The sequence below is a fragment of the Inhella gelatinilytica genome (genome assembly GCF_016093295.1).
In the GTDB taxonomy this organism is placed as follows: domain Bacteria; phylum Pseudomonadota; class Gammaproteobacteria; order Burkholderiales; family Burkholderiaceae_C; genus Inhella; species Inhella gelatinilytica.
Window position 1 is genome coordinate 29,918 of record NZ_JAEDAL010000004.1, and the last position, 19,494, is coordinate 49,411.

A 19,494-nucleotide genomic window follows, 5' to 3' on the forward strand; every position below is an offset into this window, starting at 1 on the left:
TTCTTCGTCAGCAACGAAGCCTGTAGTCGTCCGATAATCCGCCACCTTTTTTCTTCCTCGTCCCGTTTTGGCCAACGACACCGAACTGGATGCCTTCCTCCGCTCCGTCGAGCGCAGGGCATTCAAGCGCACCGCTTACATGGTCCGCGATGACGAAGCGGCCCTGGACATCGTTCAGGACGCCATGATTCGGTTGGCCGAGCATTACGCGCACCGGCCCGCCGAGGAATTGCCGCTGCTCTTTCAGCGCATCCTCTCAAATGCCACCATGGACTGGTTTCGGCGACAAAAGGTCCGAAATGCAGTTCTCGTCAACTTGTCGGACTTCGAGGGCGATGACCCCGATGATGGGTTTGACTTACTGGAAGCCCTGGATGGGGGCTCCGGCGCTCTAGGGGCCCTGAGCGCCGCCGATGAGGTTGAACGAGCCCAAATCGTGGCGGCCATCGAAGAAGAGGTACAAAAGCTCCCGGCGCGTCAACGCGAAGCCTTCATGCTGCGTTACTGGGAAGAATTTGACTTGGCAGAAACCGCTAGCATCATGGGCTGCTCGGAAGGCAGCATCAAAACGCACTGCTTCCGGGCAGTGAATGCGCTGGCCAAAGCATTGACCGCACGGGGGATCCAACGATGAGCAGCTTGCCTTCAAACCAGCGCAGCCCAGCGACGGTTGACGCCGTGGGCCGTCAGTTGGCGTACCCGTTGGCCCGGTCGGGCGAGCAGGTGGCCCCGGAAGTCCAAGCGCGCTTGAGTTCAGCTCGCGCGCGTGCTGTGGCGCGCGCCCAAGAAGTGCGTCAGACACAGGAGGCCATTGCCTCGATCGGCGGCGGGCAAGCAGCACTTTCAGGTGGCCCCGCTGGACGCGGCAAGCGCTGGGGCGTTGCACTGCTGCCCTTCCTGCTCGTGACGCTGGGCTTGGTGGCGCTGGTGCAGGCTCAATGGGTCCAAGAGGCGCTGGGATTGGGGGATGTGGACACGGCGTTGCTTAAAGACGCCCTGCCGCCCAATGCTTATGGCGATCCGGGGTTCAACGAATACCTGGATGAAGAAGACCCCAAGGGGCGCTCGTCGGAAAGCCATCCCGAGGCCGAGCAGAAGGACGAAGGCGCATGAACGGTCGGCGCGGGCTCCTGGTGTTTGTCATGATCCTTGGGCTGACACCGCCGGTTTGGAGCCAATCTCCTGCGCCCGCCGCGACTCCCGTGCTACCCAGTACCAAGGCCTGGTCTCAACTCTCAACGCAACAACGTGCTGTGCTGGCTCCGCTGTCTGAAGACTGGGCGGAGTTGCCGGCCGCCTCTCAGCACAAGTGGTTGCAAGTGGCGGCTCGATTCCACGAACTGGACGCAGCCGAGCAGGGCCGGGTTCGACACCGCATGGCGGAGTGGGCGCACATGAGCCCGCAGGAGCGTTTGAAGGCCCGAATTGGCTGGCATGAAGCCCAGCGTGTCGCCCCGGAACAGCGGCAGTCCAAATGGGAGCGCTACCAAGCCCTCCCGCCCGACGAGCGTGCAGCCCTGCAAGAGCGCGCCGCACAACGCCTGTCGAAAGCTACCGCGCCGAACCTCCCCAATCCTGGCACCAGCCCCAGTTCTTTGATGGTGCGCGCGCGCGCCGGAGCGACGACCGTCCCCATCACGCGACGCGCGCCGCCCGCCACTGTTCCGCCCCGCCCCCTCACCCTGGCCGGCGTGGACCCAACAACGCTGTTGCCCCGGCCACCGGCGGCGCCCGCCAGTCAGCCATGAACCCTGCGGCTGGATTTTCGACGCCCCCACTGCGTCGCCGCTTGGCCTGCCTGCTGTACGAAGGGATGTTGGTTTTCGGCCTTTTGATGGTCACGGGTTTCCTCCATGCCCTGGTCACCCAGCAGCCCTATGTGCCTGGTGACAACCACGGTGCCGGATGGGTGGCGTTGGCCGCGATGGCGCTCTACTTCGTCTGGTTTTGGCACCACGGCCAAACCTTGGCCATGAAGACTTGGTTCATCACCGTGCAAGACGTCCGCACCGGGCAACCGCCCCATTGGCTGCGAGCATTGGCACGCTTCGCCGGGGCGTGGCTCATGATCTTGCCGGCATTGGCGCTGGTCAGCCTGCTGGGCCTGATCAGTCCGCGCAGCGGGGTCTATGCTGCGGTTGCACTCAACGTCCTGGTGTACGCAGGGTTGAGCGTGTGGCTACCCGGGCGTCAGTTTCTGCACGATTGGCTGGCGGGCACAGCCTTAGTCGACCTCCGACGCCAGCCCTTGACAACGCCCGAGCCCGGGCGCCCCCCTCTTTAACCAAGGGCCCTGGAGAGCCCCCATGTGAAAGGGCTTAGATCGCCGCTTCGTCGGTCTCGCCCGTGCGAATTCGCACCACTTGTTCCACCGGCGTGACAAAGATCTTTCCGTCGCCGATCTTGCCGGTTTTTGCCGCTCGCAATATGGCCTCAATGCAAGCGTCGACGTCTTCGTCCTTGACGACCACCTCGACCTTGATTTTGGGCAAAAAGTCCACCACGTACTCGGCACCGCGGTACAGCTCGGTATGCCCCTTCTGCCGACCAAAGCCTTTGACCTCGGTGACCGTCAAACCCGACACCCCCAACTCCGCCAGACCTTCGCGAACCTCATCCAGCTTGAATGGTTTGATGATGGCGGTGATTTGCTTCATGGTGGGCCTCCTGAGGATGGCTTAATTTAAGCACGGAAGCGATTGGTGATTGGATAGCGCCAATCTCGGCCAAAGCTCCGGTGCGTGATGCGAATCCCAATGGGTGCTTGACGCCGTTTGTACTCGTTCAGTTGGATCAGCCGTGTAACCCGCTCCACCGCCGCCGGCGGGAATCCTTCGTCCAGCAAGTCTTGGATCGAGGCGTCTTCTTCCATATAGCGGGCCAAGATGGCGTCCAGCAAGGCGTAGGGCGGCAAGCTGTCCTCATCTTTTTGGTCGGGACGCAGCTCCGCCGATGGTGGTCGATCAATGATCCGTTCGGGAATAACAGGGCCCACCGTACCATCCGCCCGCTGCGAGGGCTGCCGGTTTCTCCACCTCGCCAATTCAAACACCAGCGTCTTGGCCACATCCTTGATCACCGCGAAGCCCCCCGCCATGTCGCCATAGAGGGTGCAGTAACCCGTGGCCATTTCACTCTTGTTCCCGGTGGTCAGCACCAACGCCCCAAACTTATTGGAGAGCGCCATCAGCAGCGTGCCTCGAATCCGAGCCTGCAAGTTTTCTTCCGTGGTGTCCGGTCGACACTCCTCAAACTGCGGTGCCAGCGCGGTATTAAAGCCCTCGAAGAGGGGAGCAATGGAGATTTCGTCATAGCGCACACCGACACGCTCCGCCATGTCTCGGGCATCGATCCAAGAGATATCGGCGGTGTAGGGTGAGGGCATCATGACCGCTCGTACACGCTCGGGCCCCAACGCGTCCACAGCAATCGCCAACACCAAGGCCGAATCGATGCCGCCCGACAAGCCAATCACCGCCCCAGGGAATCCGTTCTTTCCGATGTAGTCGCGCACCCCCAGAACCAGAGCCATCCACACTTGCTCCAGCGGTTCTGGAACGGGGGTAACCTGCCCCTGTGGCACCAGATCAAAGTCGACCAGCCAGACGACCTCTGTGCCCATGGGCGCCCGGGCCACCAGGGACCCGCTGGCATCCACCGCAAACGAAGCCCCATCGAACACCACTTCGTCCTGTCCGCCCACCATGTGGGCATACACCAAGGGACGATCGACGCGCTTGGCCACGGCGACCATTCGAGCCTCTCGCTCGCCCACCTTGCCCTGGTGAAAAGGCGACGCATTGATCACGGCCAGGAGGTCGGCGCCCCCTGCGCAGGCGGCATCCACGGGCTCGTCCAACCACGCGTCCTCACAGATCAGCAGCCCTATCTTGCGGCCCGCCACCTCAAACACCAGGGGACCCCATCCCGCATCCCGGCCACTCACGAAATAGCGGCGCTCATCAAAAACTTGGTAGTTGGGCAATTCCCGCTTCGCATAGCGGCCCACTTCCACCCCATCTTGAAGTACGGCGGCTGCGTTCAGCGCCGGGGCTTGCTGCTGCGAGCGCCCCCTCACTGAGGTTCCTGCCGCCATGGGTAAGCCCACCACAACGGTGAGGCCTTTGAGTGCACGCAGGTCTTGCGCCAATTGAGCGAGTTGCTGTTCACACGCCTGAAGAAACCCGGGGCGCAACAACAAGTCTTCGGGGGGATATCCGCTCAGTGCAAGTTCGGGCGTCAAGAGCAACTGCGCCCCACGCCCATGCGCGTCTTGGGCTTGCGCCAAGATGCGGGCCGCATTGCCCGCCAAATCGCCCACCGTCACGTTTACCTGCCCGAGCGCAATCCGAAGGCTCATGGTGTCTTGCTCTCCAAAAACAAAGGCGGCCGAAGCCGCCTCTCATCATGCCCGGGATTCAAGGCACGTTAACAAGGTCTAACTCAAACGCCCTTCTTGCGCGCCACCCAAGCGGCCATGCCATCGGTCACTTCTGTCATGGCACTCTCCGGCCCCTCCCACCCCTGTACCTTGACCCATTTGCCAGCTTCCAAGTCTTTGTAATGCTCAAAGAAATGCTGAATGGCCCGCAGGCGAGTCGGATTCAGGTCCTCGGGACGGCGCCAGTTTTGATACAGCGGGAGCACTTTTTCGATGGGCACCGCGAGCAACTTGCTATCGCCGCCGGCCTCGTCTTCCATCTTGAGGACGCCAATGGGACGGCAGGTCACCACCACACCGGGGATCAACGGCACGGGTGTGATCACTAGCACATCAACCGGGTCCCCGTCTGCGGCGAGCGTTTGCGGGATGTAGCCGTAGTTGCACGGGTAGTGCATCGCCGTGCCCATGAAGCGATCCACGAACAAGGCCCCGGTGTCCTCATCGACCTCGTACTTGATGGGGTCACCGTTCATCGGAATTTCGATGATGACATTGAACTGCTCGGGCGCGTGGGCGCCGGGGGTCACGTTGTGCAGGCTCATGAATCGCTCTCGAGGGAAAACCCGGATTCTAGGGTCTGGCGTTCTTGATCCAGGCAATGCGGGTTATCCCGGCGACCGCTGGAAACTACTCACGAGTGCGGCCCGTGTCCTTCCCTAGGATCGCCGCGCGGCGCCGCATGGCGCTTTTGTTTTGTGTTCGAACATCGATGGAGTGGTTGGCATGACAAACGATTGGGCGCTCATGGGTGCGCTGGCCTGCGGCCTCGCCGCAGTCATTTATGGATTCATCCAGCGAAGCTGGATCCTGTCGCAGAGTGCGGGCAATGACCGCATGCAAGAAATCGCGACAGCCATTCAACAAGGGGCCGCGGCCTATCTCGGACGTCAGTACCGCACCATCGGAATCGTGGGTGTGGTGCTGGCCGTCGCTATTGGTGCTTTTTTGGGCACCAAGACGGCCATCGGCTTCGTGGTCGGTGCCGTGCTCTCGGGGGTTTGCGGCTTCATCGGCATGAACATTTCGGTGCGCGCCAATGTGCGTACGGCACAGGCCGCGACCCAAGGCATTGGTGCCGCGCTGGACGTCGCCTTTAAGGGCGGTGCGATCACCGGCATGCTGGTGGTGGGCCTGGGGCTCTTGGGCGTTGGGGGCTTCTTCTACGCCATCACTGGCGGCACGGGCGCCACCAGTGAGGCGCTGAAGCCCATGCTGGGTCTGGCCTTCGGCTCCTCACTGATTTCGATCTTCGCGCGCCTGGGTGGCGGCATCTTTACCAAAGGCGCCGATGTCGGTGCCGACTTGGTGGGCAAGGTTGAGGCCGGCATTCCCGAGGATGACCCCCGCAACCCGGCAGTGATTGCCGACAACGTGGGCGACAACGTGGGCGATTGCGCGGGGATGGCCGCTGATCTGTTTGAAACCTATGCTGTGACCCTTATCGCCGCGATGGCCTTGGGGGCCCTGATGGTCAAGGGTGATGCAGCGCTGACCGGCGTGATCTACCCGCTCGCCTTGGGTGGCGTGTCGATCTTGGCATCGATCATTGGCTGTTTCTTTGTGAAGGCCAGCCCGGGCATGAAGAATGTGATGCCGGCGCTCTACAAAGGCTTGATCGTCGCGGGCGTACTCAGCGCCGGCGCTTTCTTTTTGGTCACCAAAGCGATGTTCCCGGCTGACGTCATGCTGGCGGGCGGGCAAACGGCCAACGCGATGTCGCTGTTCGGTGCCTGCCTGGTCGGTCTGGTGCTGACGGCTGCCATGGTGTGGATCACCGAGTACTACACCGGCACCCAGTACCACCCTGTTCAGCATGTGGCTCAGGCTTCGACCACCGGCCACGGCACCAACGTGATCGCCGGGCTCGGTGTCTCGATGAAGTCCACGGCTTGGCCTGTGATCTTTGTGTGCGCAGCCATTGCGGTGGCCTACCAACTGGCCGGTCTTTATGGCATTGCGGTGGCGGCCACCTCCATGCTCAGCATGGCCGGCATCATCGTCGCGCTGGACGCCTACGGTCCCATCACCGACAACGCCGGCGGCATTGCCGAGATGAGCGAATTGCCCGCCAGCGTTCGGGATGTGACCGACCCGCTGGATGCAGTGGGCAACACCACCAAGGCGGTCACCAAGGGCTATGCCATTGGTTCTGCCGGTCTGGCCGCTCTGGTTCTGTTCGCGGACTACACACATGCCCTGGAAGCGCGTGGCATGGCCTTGGCGTTTGACCTAGCCGACCACAAAGTCATCATCGGCCTGTTCATTGGCGGCTTGATTCCCTACCTCTTTGGCGCCATGGCCATGGAAGCGGTCGGCCGCGCTGCCGGTGCCGTGGTCGTCGAGGTGCGCAAGCAATTTGCCGATGGCCAGATCATGGCGGGTAAGCGCAAACCGGACTACAGCGCGGCCGTCGACATGCTGACCAGCGCCGCGATCAAAGAAATGATTGTCCCGTCGCTCCTGCCGGTGGCAGCCCCCATCATCGTGGGTTTGGTGCTCGGCCCGGCCGCCTTGGGTGGCTTGTTGATGGGCACCATCGTCACCGGTTTGTTCGTGGGTATCTCGATGTGCACCGGCGGTGGTGCCTGGGACAACGCCAAGAAACTCATCGAAGAAGGCTTCAAGGATGACGCGGGCGTCATCCACAAGAAAGGTGGCGAAGCCCATAAGGCGGCAGTGACCGGTGATACGGTGGGTGACCCCTACAAAGACACCGCCGGCCCGGCCGTGAACCCGCTGATCAAGATCATCAACATCGTGGCCCTGCTCATCGTGCCCTTGCTGCCCATGACGGCCAGCAAGCCGGTGGTGGCCGAGCCGCATGCGGCAGCAGCGCCCGCTGCGGCAGCCTCGGAGCAAGCCAGCGTGCCCGCGCTGCCTGTTGCACCGGCGGCGACCGCAGCCAGCGAAGCGGCCTCGCAATAAGGCCTCTGCTCGTGGCAAATGCCCGCTTCGGCGGGCATTTTTTTTGACGCTCGCCGCCACAATCTTGCCAATGGCTTCTGCTGCATCCAAACCCGTAATGAACCCCCAGCTCTGGCGGCTGGAGGCTGCACGACGTCGTCGTCAGTTGGAGGAGTTGCAGACCTACCTACTGCGGATGGAAGCGGAATTTCAGGACTTGGAGCGACAGGTCCTGAGTTTTCAAGCTGCCTACCGTCAGCAGCTCGGAGCCGCCTGGAAAGAAGTGGAGCAGCTACAAGGGGATTTGCTCCACATTTTGGAAGAGCTGTCCCGCGCACAAGGACTGGAGTCCCCGGCCGTGCCTCCGCAGCGCAAGCACCAAACGCTGCCTCAGCTGCCCCCAGCCGTCGCTTGGCCCACGCCCCCCCCCTTCGAGAGCGAGTTAATCGCGCCCTCACTGAAAGATTTGCACCGGCGTGCCGCCATGCGGTTGCACCCCGATCGCGCCACCGATCCTGAAGACCGCATCCGGCGCGAGGCGTTGATGCGCGACGCCAATCTTGCCTACGCTGACCATGACCGCGCCACCCTCGAAGCGCTGCTCATCGCCTCGGGGGAGTCACCACAGCGATTGGGTGGGTTCGATGTCCGTGCCCACTGGCAATGGCTCGAGCGCTGTGAGCATCTGGCACAGGGGCGAATGCGCATCCTGCGGGCGCACCTCGTCGCGCTGCGGCAGCACCCGGTGACCATCCTGGCCGAACACGTTGACCGTGCGCGCGGGCGCGGTCTAGACGCCCTCGCGGTGATGCATTCCGTGCTGAGGTTACAAGTCCAGGAGTTGACGCAGCAGCTGTACATTGCGCGTCGCATTCCCGCACGGAGTACGCTGGCGATTGAGTTCATCGCACAGTGGCAACGACGATGGGGGCAGGAGCCACGCCACACACCAGAAGCGGAGCAGAGCACAAGCGCCTGATATGGACTAATGTCGACGGGCTGCGTGGGCGGACTTGGTTGCTCCAACGGTGTCCTGAAGCCCAGAACAGCTAAAGCCCGGAATCTTTCGACTCCAGGCTTTCGCGTTTTTCTCTATGGTCTGTCAAACACCTCAGCCGGCGCACAGCGCAGCAGTTGGCCAGCCTCCTGCACAGGGGCGGCAAGCCATGCGTTCCAGTCTGCAGGCTCCAACACACACACCATGCGCTTGTCTTGGGCGTCCGGTGGCAGCTTGGGGTCGGGTTTGTGCATGCGCCCCATGAGCGAATGACCATCGGCATTGATGGTCAGCATGGTGTAGCTCTCGTGAACCTCGCCGGTCGCCTTGTCCACCCAGGTCGCCCACAGGCCGGCGAGGCCAAACGGATCACCATCTGCCCGCTTGAACCGCCACCACACGTTGCGGCCGGTCTCCCAGCAGGGCTCCCAAAAAGCCTGGACCGGGATGATGCAGCGCTGCCCGCGCGCCCAGGGCGCCTTGAAACTGGCCTTGTTGGCTAGCTCCTCGCTGCGCGCGTTGTTGGTGCTGTAAGGCAGGGTGGCTGTCTTGGCAAACCATGGGATCAGCCCCCACTGGCCCACGACCAGCTCCGTGCTGTAGTCGGTCTCAGCCCGGGCCCTGCGAATAAAGGGGCCCTGACCTCGCGGGAACAACTCTGGGAGCCACCATTTGGGCTGATTATGTCGACCGATGTGCCAAAGGCGCTCAATTTCGGCAACGTGGGGTGGGACGTAGCGATTGCACATGGGGCATTGGAACCTGCGGGAGCAGATGCGGATCGCAGCTGCAGCGAATCTTGTCACCAGCTTGGCGACTAAGCAAAACGCAAATGGTGACCAAACGGTGACCAGCAACCTAGAAAAGCAAAAGGCCCAACATCTTGCGATGCTGGGCCTAAGCCGTTTTCTCTATGGTCGGGGTGGCGGGATTCGAACTCGCTACCCCTTGCACCCCATGCAATACGGGATGCGTTTTCATCCGCCCAAACTGCCGCCAGACCGCCGCTCAAATCGTTATAAATCAATAACTTGCTGATTCTGAGGCTCCACAAGGACCCACTTGGCTACACTAGCAACCGCCAAGTTGTAGTCACCGAGTAGTCACCAGGAGCCTTTATGCCCATCACCCCGCTGCAGATGGAAGCGACGCCGCAAGCCAAGGAGCAATGGTTCACGGAGTCCCTAGGCCGTGGGTTCGGGACGTTTCTGGGGCGAATCACTCCGGCGGGAGAGCGGCGCTTCTACTTTCGGTACACAGACGCAGAGCGGCGGCAGCATCGCCTTCTAATTGGCGCCTACGGGCCGGGTGGGCTGACAGTGGCGCAAGCTCGGGTCAAGGCGCGGGAACTGTCCGCGCTCTACCAATCGGGCACACGCGACCTGCGGGCGCACTTCGAAGCCCAGGCCGCCGCCCAGCAGGCAGCGCAAGAAGCCGAGCGGCTGGCGGCTGAAGCCGAGGCACGGCGCCTGCAAGAAGCGGCCGAACAGGAAGCCCGGGAGCGCGAAAGGCGCCTGACCGTGCGCCAACTGTTCGAACGCTGGCGCAGCACGGAACTGAGGCCGCACACCGGCGCCGATGGAAAACGTCAGGGCCGCAAGGATGGCGGCGCCTATGTGGCCGCCCAATTCGAGCGCCATGTTTTCCCCACCATTGGCGCCCTGCCCGTGGCCGAACTCACCCGCGCCGACCTCATGGCCGTGCTGGACGCCCGCAAAGCCGCCGGCACGCTGCGCACTGCCAATGTGCTGTTCACCGATCTGCGGCAAATGCTGGCCTTCGCGCGGGACCGGGATCTGATCGCAACCGATCCCCTGGCAGGGCTGAAACGCACCAAGATCGGCGGCAAGGACACCGAGCGCGAGCGGGTGCTGAAGGATGACGAATTGCGCCTGCTGCTGCAAGCCATCCCCAATGCCCGCCTGCACCCCCGCACCGCCTTGGCCCTGCACCTAATCCTGGCCACCGGCTGCCGCGTGGGCGAAATGATGGGCGCCGTCTGGGCCGATGCCATCGGCAAAGGCAAAGGCGACGCCAAGGCCCTTCGCGCCACCGCTGAAGCCGCCGAAACCAAATTCGGCATCGTGGACTTGGCCGCCGGCACTTGGTATCTGCCGGACACCAAGAACCAGCGAGACCACACCATTCACCTGAGCAGCTACGCGCGCCAGCACCTGCAAGCCCTGGCTGAACTGCGCGAGCTGACCCCAGATGGCACGCCTTGCCCCTGGCTTTTCCCAGACCGCAACCGGCTCCAGCCCGTTTGCGTCAAGAGCCTAAGCAAACAGATTGCCGACCGCCAGCGCCCAGAAGGCGAGCGCCTGAGCCGCCGCGCCAAGAACACCGAGGGATTAAGCCTGCCCGGTGGCAAGTGGACACCCCACGACCTCCGCCGCAGCGCTGCCACGGCCATGGCCCGGCTGGGCATCTCAACTGACGTGATCGACGAGTGCCTAAACCACAAGCTGCAGAGCAAGGTGGCCCGGGTCTACATCCATGACCGCAGGGAGGCGGATCAAGCGCGGGCATTTGAAGCCCTTGGGGCCATCCTCTTGAAACTGGCAGACACCGCTCTGCCGCATGCCCCGAATGTTTTGCCCATTCGGGCCGCATAAGGTCGTCGCCCAGCTCGCAATTCAGCCGAGCCCGCGCTGAGTTCGTGCACCTAAGCCCCTGCATTCCAAGACGCGCCCTGGCCATCTCCCGAATCGAACATTTCGACCGAAATAACCAACCAATTCAGTTGGTCATTCGAAAGGTTGACTTTCTGGTTTTTGCGGGGACACTTTTTTCACACGCTTGGATTCATCTAGTTGGATATGGCGCAAAGCCCCAAAACACGACTCCAAACGGGTGAGGGGCCACCGTCGCCAAACAGTAGCCCCTCGGTGCGCCGGGCGCAAGTGTCAACTTTGAAGGGAAGACGCTTGTGAGCTTACACCATGCAACTGGCAGCAAGCCATAGCAGGGTGTTGCGGCCCGACGCGTGAAAGCACTTTTACGCAACGGATTTATGAAGCTTCAAGACCGCTCGCCGCGCGAAACTGCGCAATCTCTCCCGGCCGCCCTGGCCGACGTCACGCTGATCGATGCCCGCACCAGCGCCGCCACCGGCGGCATGGGGGTTTCCTGGTGGCTGGCCCGCGTGGCAGCCGGCGAAGCCCCAAAGCCTGCCATCCAACGCCCGCGCATGACGCGGTGGCGTTTGGTGGACGTGCGCAACTTCTGGGCCGCTCAGGCCGTAGACAGCAGCGCGCCGGCATCCAGTAGCAATACGAACAAGGGGTAATCCATGCCCCACCTCCCAAAAACGACCACGGTCTGCGTGGCCGTAGGGCAGTGCATTGCCCATCGAAACCAATGGGCCCGGTTCTGGCGTTGCTTTTCTTGGGCAATCGTTATTTCCCAGGGGGCGCTCCATGGCTAACCCCATCCGCACCTTCCAGACCGCCATCCTGACGGCCCTGGACCATGCGCCCGCGCACATCGAACCCGGCAAGCTGCACCGTTTCGGAACCGGGCGCGCGTGCTGGTGCCTGCTCTTCTCCGACGGCCGAGCTGGTGTGTTTGGATGCTGGCGACAGGGCATCACCGAAACCTGGACCGCCTGCGATCGCCAAACCTTGACCCTGGCCGAACGTGCAGAATTGGCCCGCCAAGTCGCCCGAGCAACAGCAGAGCGTCAACACCAGCAGCGCCAGCAATGGGCAGAGAACCGGTACCGCATAGTCAAGCTCTGGGGCGAGAGTCAGCCCCTACAGGCGGGCGACCCGGCGACGCTGTACTTGAAGAAGCGCGGCCTGGGCGGGGCGTGGCCGCTGGCTGATTGTCTGCGCTTGCATCGTGGCCTGAGTTACTGGATTGAGGGGCGCGAGCTGGGCCGATACCCCGCCTTGCTGGCCCCAATCGTGGCGCCGAACGGGCAGACCGTAGCCCTGCACCGCACCTATCTGACAGCGGACGGCAGAAAGGCCGATGTGCCCACGGTCAAGAAGCTGACCGGCGCAGCTGGGCCACTCGCTGGCGCCTGCATCCCGTTGGGCAAAACGCAGGGCGGACTGATCGGCATCTCTGAGGGCATGGAAACTGCGCTGGCGGCCTGGGCTGGGTCTGGTGTTCCGACCGTGGCGGCCTACTGCGCCAACGCGCTGGCGGGCTGGCAATGGCCTGCTGAGGCCCGTCGCATCGTGGTGTTTGCCGACCATGACCGCGCCGGCCTGAATGCCTCTGCCGCCCTGCGAGCCCGGGTCTTGAAAGCCGGTTTGCGCTGTGAGGTTCACCAGCCCAGCGAGCCCGGAATGGATTGGGCGGACGTGTGGCTCTCTGGCCAAGCCCAGGTGATCGGCGCGGAGGTACAGCCATGAGCGCCATGCTGGACTTGGAACGAATCAATGGGTTGGCCAAATCGACGGCAGCTGTCTCGCCACCCGAACCGCTACCCCCGGAGCTGCCCGCTGTGGAAGCGTTCCCGGCGGCGGCCCTACCTTGCACCCTGCGGCCCTGGATCGAGGATGTTGCAGAGCGCCTGCAGTGCCCGCCTGACTTTGTGGCGGTACCCATGCTGGTGGCCGGGGCTTCCCTGGTGGCCCGTCATGTTGGACTGCGCCCGCAACAGCGCACGCCTTGGACGGCGCGCGGCAACCTGTGGGCGCTAATCGTGGGCCGACCCGGAATGATGAAGTCGCCTGCGCTGGCTGAGGCCCTGGCGCCGATTGACCGGTTGGAGAGCCGTGCCTCCCATGAGTACGCAGAGCAAGCCGCAACGCATCGCGCCGCAGCCCTGGCCGCCAAGCTCAGGTGCAAAGCGCTGGAGTCTGAGGCGACCAAGCTGCTGAGGAAGGACCCGGCTGCTGATGTGGCCGCCCTGCTTCTGGAGGGCGACGAGTACGAAGACCCGCCACGACCGCGCTATCTGGTAAGTGATGCGACTTACGAAAAGCTTGGCGCCATCCTGTTTGAGAACCCTGCTGGCGTGCTGTCGGTTCGCGATGAAGTGCGTGGCCTGCTGCAAGACCTAGGGCGCGAAGAGTCGGCGCCAGCGCGCGGCTTCTACCTGCAGGCCTGGAGCGGTGGCCGCTACACCTTTGACCGCATCGGCCGAGGCACGCTGACCATTCCCGACGCGCTGCTGTCAATGGTGGGGGGCATTCAGCCCGGCCCGCTGGCCGAACTGATGCGACTGGCGCGGATGGGCAAGGCCGACGATGGAATGCTGGAGCGCTTCTTGATCTCATGGCCTGACACGCGAGGGGAGTGGAAGAACGTGGATCGCTGGCCCGATTCGAGCGCGCGCCGGCTGGTGTTCGACACCTTTGACCGGCTGGACGTACTGACCCCTGAAAGCCTTGCCGCTGAGCAAGACAAGACCAAGGAAGGCGAGCCCTATGGACGCCCCTTCCTCCGTTTCGACGGCGCCGCGCTGGAGGCGTTCACCGAATGGCGCTGCGAGTTCGAGGCCGAGTTACACAAGTCCGAGGGAGAGGGCCTAGAGGCTGCACTTTCAAAGTTCCGCCACCATGTCCCGTCGCTAGCGCTGGCGCTGCATGTCATCGAGGGCGACACCGGCCCTGTAAGCCTCAAGGCCACCTTGCGCGCGCTGACCCTGGCGGGCTACTTCGAAAGCCACACGCGCCGCCTACACAGCAGCGCCCGGCGTGCCACTGTGCAAGCCGCACGCAAGCTGCTGGCCAAGGTACAGGCGGGGCAGCTTGGCAGCGAGTTCACGGCGCGCGATGTGCAGCGCAAAGACTGGGGCAGCTTGACTGAGCGGCCCGTGATCGCGGGCGCGCTGGAGCTGCTGGTGGCACACCGCTGGCTACTGGAAACCGAGGTTCCAGCCACGACACACGGCGGCCGGCCGACCGTGGTCTATAGCTTGGCAGGGGGCACATCATCATGAGCAAATGGGCGCAGAGACTAGCCCTGCTGGAAGCGGGACCCCACCAGCAAGCCACCGACAAAACCGACACAACCCCGGTTTCGTCGGTTTTGTCGGTGGCTGCAGAGCGGGTGCCGCCAAATTCGCGGCCCGAACTTGTCGCGGCGTCGGGCCCGCTGTGCGCCATCGCCCACGAACTTTCCGAGGACGCCCGCCGGTTATTGGACTGCTTGCTGTGGATCTATCCCGATGCAGGCGCCGTGTACGCCAGAGCCCTGGCCGAAGCTGCGCGGCTCCCGATCAGCATGGTTTTGGCTGACCTGGACGTTCTGCACACCGCTGGACTGGTGAGGCGCTCACGGGGCTACTGGGCCCCGACGGCGGCTTTGCAGCGCGAGCTTGCTACCGTCAACGTGGGCGGTGGCATGCCAACTTGCCAATTGATTTCGGAAAACTTTTGAAAGGAGCCGGGCATGGGCGGTATTGGCAGTGGCCGGAAGAGTGGAAAACGCTGCACCGATGACATGCGGGCGCTGGACGTCCGCAGCATCCATCGCACTGGGTTGTTGACACCAGGAAGCCAATTTGGCTGGCAGTGGATGTGCGACGGTGAGGTGACAGGGCGCATCGATCTGCATGTCCAAATGGGTGAAGTGGTCTTGAGCTACCGGAGTAGGGACAGGCAGCACTGCGGCGGCGAATGGGAAACGCTGACCTACAGGGTGTGGTTAGACTGGACCTCTTGTGGCCTTGGCGGCCGCCGGGTGTGGTGGCGATGTCCGAGCACTTGCTGCGGACGGCGTGTCGCCGTTTTGTACGGCGGCCGCATCTTTGCTTGCCGCAGCTGCAACCGGTTGGCCTACCGCTGCCAGAGAGAAGCCGACGACGACCGAGCCGCACGGCGAGCAGAAGCCATCCGCAAGAGGCTGAACTGGGAGCCCGGCATCTTGAACGGGGGCGGGCTGAAGCCAATGGGCATGCACTGGCGCACGTTCGAGCGGCTGCAGCGTGAGCACGACGACCATGCCAAGGAATCTGTTTCCCATATGGCAGCACGGTTCGGCTGCCTGCAGGGAACAATCGGCGAGATCGACCCAAGCTTGGCTTGGTTGCACAATTGGCGATGAATGTGGATCCCGTTACCTGGAGCACTGGCCAAGTTGGGAAAAAAACTGGGCAGTTTCAAAGGGCAGAACTACCGGACTGCGCGCCCAAAGGGCACTAAAGCCAAATTCGAGGTTTGCCCACCTCTGCCTGAGGATTCTGTTCTGATCCGAGACAAGGCCGGGGATTTGCATGTGCGGGTGTTCTTGCAGCACCTTGAGCACAAGTGGGAAGGCGTGGCGCCAGGAGGGTTCCTGGTCACGCTTCACGGAGGGATGCCAGGGTGTGAGCCAGTCGCCGTGCTGGACGCCCTAGCGGGGGGCTGGGCTCAACTCAGCAGATAAGGGGGGGGGGGGGAGATGATTAGAGCGATTCCTTGCTTCACAGTTGCCTTGTGCCTGTCTACGGCGGCAATGGCGGAGGGCATATTGCCCGTTTACGTCAATTCAACTGGGGATGATCGGATAGGAGTCCGTCTAGCCTATGAGATACGAGAGCAAGTTCGTAAGAGCAGCGGATTCAGCGTCCTAAAAGAAGCAACCCAGCCAGGGCTTGGAATCCAACTTGTTACGCTCGAAGCCAATAAAGACCCCGAGCAAACGATGACGATCTACTCGGTTGTGTTCACGGCAAGGGCAAAAGGCGTACCGGCAACTCTTTACCTTACAACGCTCGTTGGGCGATGCGGTCAGAACGTCATCCAAAGCTGCGCAGCGGACATCGTTTCGCAAGCAGACCATGTTGCACGAGAGTACGGTGTACCTAGAGTTGGCAGCAATTAGCCTGTATCGGGCTGCGGTCGTCCTGTTTATTGCTCAGGCCACATTCGATGTAAGCGCTGCTCCTCGTTCCAGTGCCGCCCGTGCCGAGTTCGTGCGGGCCAACCCCTGCCCTGCCAACGGGAAGATCAAGGGGCCATGCCCAGGATGGGAGGTGGACCACACCATCCCGCTGAAGTGCAACGGCCCTGACTCACCGGACAACATGCAGTGGCTCACCGTTGAGCAGCACAAAGCAAAGACTCGCCGCTAAGCGCGGCAGTGCAGGCGAGCCCTGAATAAATGAGGGAGGACGAATATGAAAAAAGTCAGTGTGTTTGTGGCTGCCGCTCTGTCGTTTGCCAGTTGTGGTGCCCAGACCGAATACCAGTGCCCATCTACTGAGCCGGGAAAATTTGTCACAACGAACAAGATCACTGACAAAGAGGCCACTGCAAGGCGCTGTTCAAAGTTGCCCAAAAATCAGCCCGCGCTAGACACTGTTGGGGCCGCCGCCCCACGCTACGACGGGGCTGGCGTTCCGGCGCCTGCTGCTTCAACCATTGATCCCGACGCCCTGATCGCGAAATTCAAAGCTACCAATGCGAAGGAGCCGCAATGGACGCCAAAAGAGTTAGGGCCAATCGACAAGTGGCGTTATGAGTCCTGCCTTGAAAGCGCAACCAAAGCCCCTACCGAGGTAGGTGTGCGCCAGGGCACGCGTTTGTGTAAGGTCAAATTCGGGCGGTTGCCCCCCTGCTCAGGCTATCGACTGCCAGTTGGCGCTCAGTGCCATGACCCCTCTTGACTATAGACCGAGATGGCTTTATGCCGCTGGGCTCTCCGCTTGTCCTGCATGAACCCAAAGCCCATACCCTGTACTCAAGGAATGGTTGATGTGCTCAGCACGATTGGCACCGAGCGCGACAAGGGCGTGATTTAAAAGCTGTGAGGGAGGAGAACAAGATGAAAAGATTGAGCAAGTTGCGTGGATGGCTTCTTGCGTGTGCCCTTGCGGCCGCGCTTCCGATGCCTTCAATGGGGCAGACCAGCAGTTCCAGTTCAGGTAGCTCGGGTAAAAGCCGTCCCATCGATATTTCGGCGATGCACCGAGCAATGAACAACATGGTGGCTGTGTCCAACAAAAAGTTGGCCGGTACTCGCGTGGACGAAGTCACAACGCTGCGGATGGTCACCTATGACGAGGGCAAGCCAACTTTGGCGTACTTTTATTTCGTGGATTTTTTTGTCAATACGGGCAGGAAGACCATGACCAAGGCCGAGCGTGATAATGTAAAAAACTTCAACGTTGCGAGCACTTGCGGCGGAAAATTTCGACCCTTCATGACTGAATTCGGCTTGGAGGTCGCGCATCATTTCCAAGACGCGAGCACAGGAATTCATTTGATCGAGATCCGCGTAAAGCGCGACGACTGCAACGCGTAGTGTCCATGCGAACGGGCCTGCCATCAGCATCCCGCGTCCAAACGAGCGTGCCCTCAAAGATTGGCGCCTTGATGGCCTTGTTGTCCTCTGGGGAGATGGCTTGCTTCAAGGTATCCTTGAATTCCTCCAGCGTCGGCAACAAGGTCGGCGCTAGCTTTGCCGCCTCGGTGGCGTAGAAGCTCACATCCCGCAGGAAGTTCTGCACCCCGTTGAACACCGGGCCAAAGGTCTTGGGATGCTTCTGCGCTAGGTTGAACGGCGTGCCCACGCTCTCGTCCCACCAACTGAGCGTGCCCGTGGTCGTCAGGTAGTCCCCCACTTTTCGACCGGCCAGCAATTCCAGTTGCTTGAACGCCTCGACCTTGCCCATTACGGCATCGCGCACCGTCTCCAGCGTTGCGGGGCGGCGTGAGAAACGGATGTCTCTGCTTTCGCTGAATTGGCCCGTGTTGTCTGTGGCTGACTTGAGCCCGTTAGCCTCGAAAACGGCCAACTCGACGGAGCCATCCTCATAGACCATCATTGAGCCGCCGTTTCCAGCCTCACGCCACTCATCGGTGATTACGGCCACATCAGCGGGGCGGGCGCGAGCCAGAATTTCCTTGTGACGAGGCAGCAGCTCAACAGGGTTGTTCGGGCGAACGAACAGCGCCATTACATGAGGCTTCCCAACCCCACGCTTTGCCCGGGAGTAACGGTCAGCAATCCATTCGTCGCTACTGACGTAGTGCCCAATACCGAGCCACCCGTGATCCTTCTTGTTCGGGTGGTCTACCTCGAACGCGGTGAACGCATCTCGCGTTCCATGGAAGAAAACTCGGGGTTCCTTGGTTCGCTCATGAAGAAAGGGGAATCCTCTGGAAGCTGTTCCATCCACTCCAAACGCTTGTCCGCGTTCGGTAGCGCCAGAAATTCGGCCCTCAGTTCCTCGTACGTCGGTTTTTTCCCAGTCATAACCCCACCATTTCTTGAAACTCGGCGTTCGGACTTGCACCCACTGCCGATAGGTCAGCTCCGTTCGGCCTTCTTTGTGCGCCAAAGCATAGGCAGATTCGCCACCCGCTTCAATCGCCGTCCGGTTGAACTCATCACTTTCGCCGGAATCCCGACTGAACCTCGCCCCGCCAGGGCCACCCGGCCCACGGCTAATGTCCTCGGCCTTCTTCACGAAGGCAATCACCTCGCTATCGGTCCAGGTCCGGGGCTCCAGGGAATCGGCCAGCTTCGCAAACCCGGCCTTGCGCAGCTTGACTGCGACTGATCGGAGCCACTGACGCACTGCATTCGTCAGCACTCGGATTCGAGACAAAGCCGCAACCTCGGACACCGGTAGATCCGCCAGTACTTCCTCGACCGCCTCTGCAAAGTTTTTGGGGCCGTTCTTGGAGTCCATCAGGGCTCGCGCACGCAGGGCAACCCGGCGATTGGTGCGGCCAATGTCCTCCATGATGCCATTGCGCTTGTCGCCAAGCATGGCGTCCCAGCCCGCATGGCGAACCTCATGCCGGCCAACAACGAAGTTGAACCGCTCGACATCAGCGAAGTGATTCGGGAAGGCGTAAATCTCGCCACCCCAGTACACCGCCTCAACATCGTTCTGGGCGCCGCGCTCGATGATTTCGGAGCGCAAGCCAGCGGGAGCATCGTCAATGCTCTCCAGCAGATTGATCTTTGGGCCGTTGGGCAAAGCCTGCTCGATGGCTTTGACCGCCATGCGAGCCTGGGGCATCGGGAGGCCAGAGCCAGAGCGGGAAAGGCTGAACATTGCCTCGCAGCTTGCATCGTCCTCACGGTTCTGGATGGTGTTCAGAAGCGGCTGCGCAGCATGGGCCACAGCAATGCGCTCGTCGCCCTGTAGGTGTGGCGTCAATCCCGTCCTGGCGGTGTACTCCTGCCACTTGGGCGAATCGAGCTTCGCCTTCTTGTCCGCACGTCGCCTTCGGCTGGAGTCGGTACACTATCC

Annotated in this window: 20 protein-coding genes; 15 read left to right on the plus strand and 5 right to left on the minus strand. The window is 62.0% G+C overall.

Annotated features, from left to right (window positions below; genetic code table 11):
• The first annotated feature begins 67 nt into the window (after nt 1-67).
• The 4 genes from I7X43_RS09735 to I7X43_RS09750 are packed head-to-tail and all read left to right on the plus strand — an operon-like array spanning nt 68 to nt 2,284.
• Nucleotides 68-634, plus strand: coding sequence for an RNA polymerase sigma factor (locus I7X43_RS09735; protein ID WP_198100749.1), 567 nt, complete (start codon nt 68-70; stop codon nt 632-634).
• Nucleotides 631-1,113 (plus strand): DUF3619 family protein, encoded by a 483-nt coding sequence (locus I7X43_RS09740; protein ID WP_198100750.1) that lies wholly within the window; start codon nt 631-633, stop codon nt 1,111-1,113. The genes I7X43_RS09735 and I7X43_RS09740 overlap by 4 nt, the downstream gene beginning before the upstream one ends.
• A complete protein-coding gene (locus I7X43_RS09745; RefSeq protein ID WP_198100751.1) occupies nt 1,110-1,748 on the plus strand; it encodes a DUF3106 domain-containing protein in 639 nt (212 codons plus the stop codon). Before I7X43_RS09740 ends, I7X43_RS09745 begins: the two co-directional genes overlap by 4 nt.
• Nucleotides 1,745-2,284 carry an RDD family protein gene (locus I7X43_RS09750; protein WP_198100752.1) on the plus strand — a complete coding sequence of 180 codons (540 nt, stop codon included), beginning with the start codon at nt 1,745-1,747 and terminating at the stop codon, nt 2,282-2,284. The genes I7X43_RS09745 and I7X43_RS09750 overlap by 4 nt, the downstream gene beginning before the upstream one ends.
• Nucleotides 2,285-2,318: 34 nt before the next feature.
• Here I7X43_RS09750 and I7X43_RS09755 read toward each other — a convergent pair whose 3' ends face one another.
• The 3 genes from I7X43_RS09755 to ppa form a co-directional block, all read right to left on the minus strand.
• Complete coding sequence (locus I7X43_RS09755) at nt 2,319-2,657, minus strand: P-II family nitrogen regulator (protein WP_198100753.1); 339 nt, start codon at nt 2,655-2,657, stop codon at nt 2,319-2,321.
• A gap of 26 nt (nt 2,658-2,683) precedes the next feature.
• The gene (locus tag I7X43_RS09760) at nt 2,684-4,360 is read right to left on the minus strand and encodes an NAD+ synthase (protein WP_198100754.1); all 1,677 of its coding nucleotides are present in this window, start codon (nt 4,358-4,360) and stop codon (nt 2,684-2,686) included.
• An 83-nt stretch (nt 4,361-4,443) separates the two neighbouring features.
• Complete coding sequence (gene ppa / locus I7X43_RS09765; RefSeq protein WP_198100755.1) at nt 4,444-4,986, minus strand: inorganic diphosphatase; 543 nt, start codon at nt 4,984-4,986, stop codon at nt 4,444-4,446.
• Nucleotides 4,987-5,167: 181 nt separating this feature from the next.
• Here ppa and I7X43_RS09770 point away from each other — a divergent pair, with 181 nt between their 5' ends.
• On the plus strand, nt 5,168-7,369 hold the full coding sequence (locus I7X43_RS09770; RefSeq protein ID WP_198100756.1) for a sodium-translocating pyrophosphatase: 2,202 nt from the start codon (nt 5,168-5,170) through the stop codon (nt 7,367-7,369).
• Nucleotides 7,370-7,439: 70 nt separating this feature from the next.
• Entirely contained in the window at nt 7,440-8,327 is an 888-nt protein-coding gene (locus I7X43_RS09775; RefSeq protein WP_216860120.1) for a hypothetical protein, read from the plus strand.
• A gap of 113 nt (nt 8,328-8,440) precedes the next feature.
• Here the strand turns inward: I7X43_RS09775 and I7X43_RS09780 are convergent, their stop codons facing one another.
• Nucleotides 8,441-9,094, minus strand: coding sequence for an SOS response-associated peptidase (locus I7X43_RS09780; RefSeq protein ID WP_198100758.1), 654 nt, complete (start codon nt 9,092-9,094; stop codon nt 8,441-8,443).
• 369 nt (nt 9,095-9,463) lie between these two features.
• Between I7X43_RS09780 and I7X43_RS09785 the strand changes: the two genes are divergently transcribed.
• From I7X43_RS09785 to I7X43_RS09825, 9 genes are all read left to right on the plus strand, one after another.
• Nucleotides 9,464-10,960, plus strand: coding sequence for a tyrosine-type recombinase/integrase (locus tag I7X43_RS09785; protein WP_198100759.1), 1,497 nt, complete (start codon nt 9,464-9,466; stop codon nt 10,958-10,960).
• 398 nt (nt 10,961-11,358) lie between these two features.
• Complete coding sequence (locus I7X43_RS09790) at nt 11,359-11,634, plus strand: hypothetical protein (protein WP_198100760.1); 276 nt, start codon at nt 11,359-11,361, stop codon at nt 11,632-11,634.
• 130 nt (nt 11,635-11,764) lie between these two features.
• Nucleotides 11,765-12,709 carry a DUF7146 domain-containing protein gene (locus tag I7X43_RS09795; protein ID WP_198100761.1) on the plus strand — a complete coding sequence of 315 codons (945 nt, stop codon included), beginning with the start codon at nt 11,765-11,767 and terminating at the stop codon, nt 12,707-12,709.
• A complete protein-coding gene (locus tag I7X43_RS09800; protein ID WP_198100762.1) occupies nt 12,706-14,244 on the plus strand; it encodes a YfjI family protein in 1,539 nt (512 codons plus the stop codon). Before I7X43_RS09795 ends, I7X43_RS09800 begins: the two co-directional genes overlap by 4 nt.
• Nucleotides 14,241-14,684, plus strand: coding sequence for a hypothetical protein (locus I7X43_RS09805; protein ID WP_198100763.1), 444 nt, complete (start codon nt 14,241-14,243; stop codon nt 14,682-14,684). Before I7X43_RS09800 ends, I7X43_RS09805 begins: the two co-directional genes overlap by 4 nt.
• Nucleotides 14,685-14,696: 12 nt before the next feature.
• Nucleotides 14,697-15,350, plus strand: a complete 654-nt coding sequence (locus tag I7X43_RS09810; protein WP_198100764.1) for a hypothetical protein — start codon at nt 14,697-14,699, stop codon at nt 15,348-15,350.
• Between the two features lie 715 nt (nt 15,351-16,065).
• Complete coding sequence (locus I7X43_RS09815) at nt 16,066-16,359, plus strand: HNH endonuclease signature motif containing protein (protein ID WP_198100765.1); 294 nt, start codon at nt 16,066-16,068, stop codon at nt 16,357-16,359.
• 45 nt (nt 16,360-16,404) lie between these two features.
• Nucleotides 16,405-16,893 carry a hypothetical protein gene (locus I7X43_RS09820; RefSeq protein ID WP_198100766.1) on the plus strand — a complete coding sequence of 163 codons (489 nt, stop codon included), beginning with the start codon at nt 16,405-16,407 and terminating at the stop codon, nt 16,891-16,893.
• 158 nt (nt 16,894-17,051) lie between these two features.
• Nucleotides 17,052-17,531: a hypothetical protein gene (locus tag I7X43_RS09825; RefSeq protein ID WP_198100767.1), complete on the plus strand. Its 480-nt coding sequence runs from the start codon at nt 17,052-17,054 to the stop codon at nt 17,529-17,531.
• Here I7X43_RS09825 and I7X43_RS09830 read toward each other — a convergent pair.
• Nucleotides 17,428-19,245 (minus strand): ADP-ribosyltransferase-containing protein, encoded by a 1,818-nt coding sequence (locus I7X43_RS09830; protein ID WP_198100768.1) that lies wholly within the window; start codon nt 19,243-19,245, stop codon nt 17,428-17,430. The genes I7X43_RS09825 and I7X43_RS09830 overlap by 104 nt on opposite strands.
• Nucleotides 19,246-19,494: the final 249 nt, after the last annotated feature.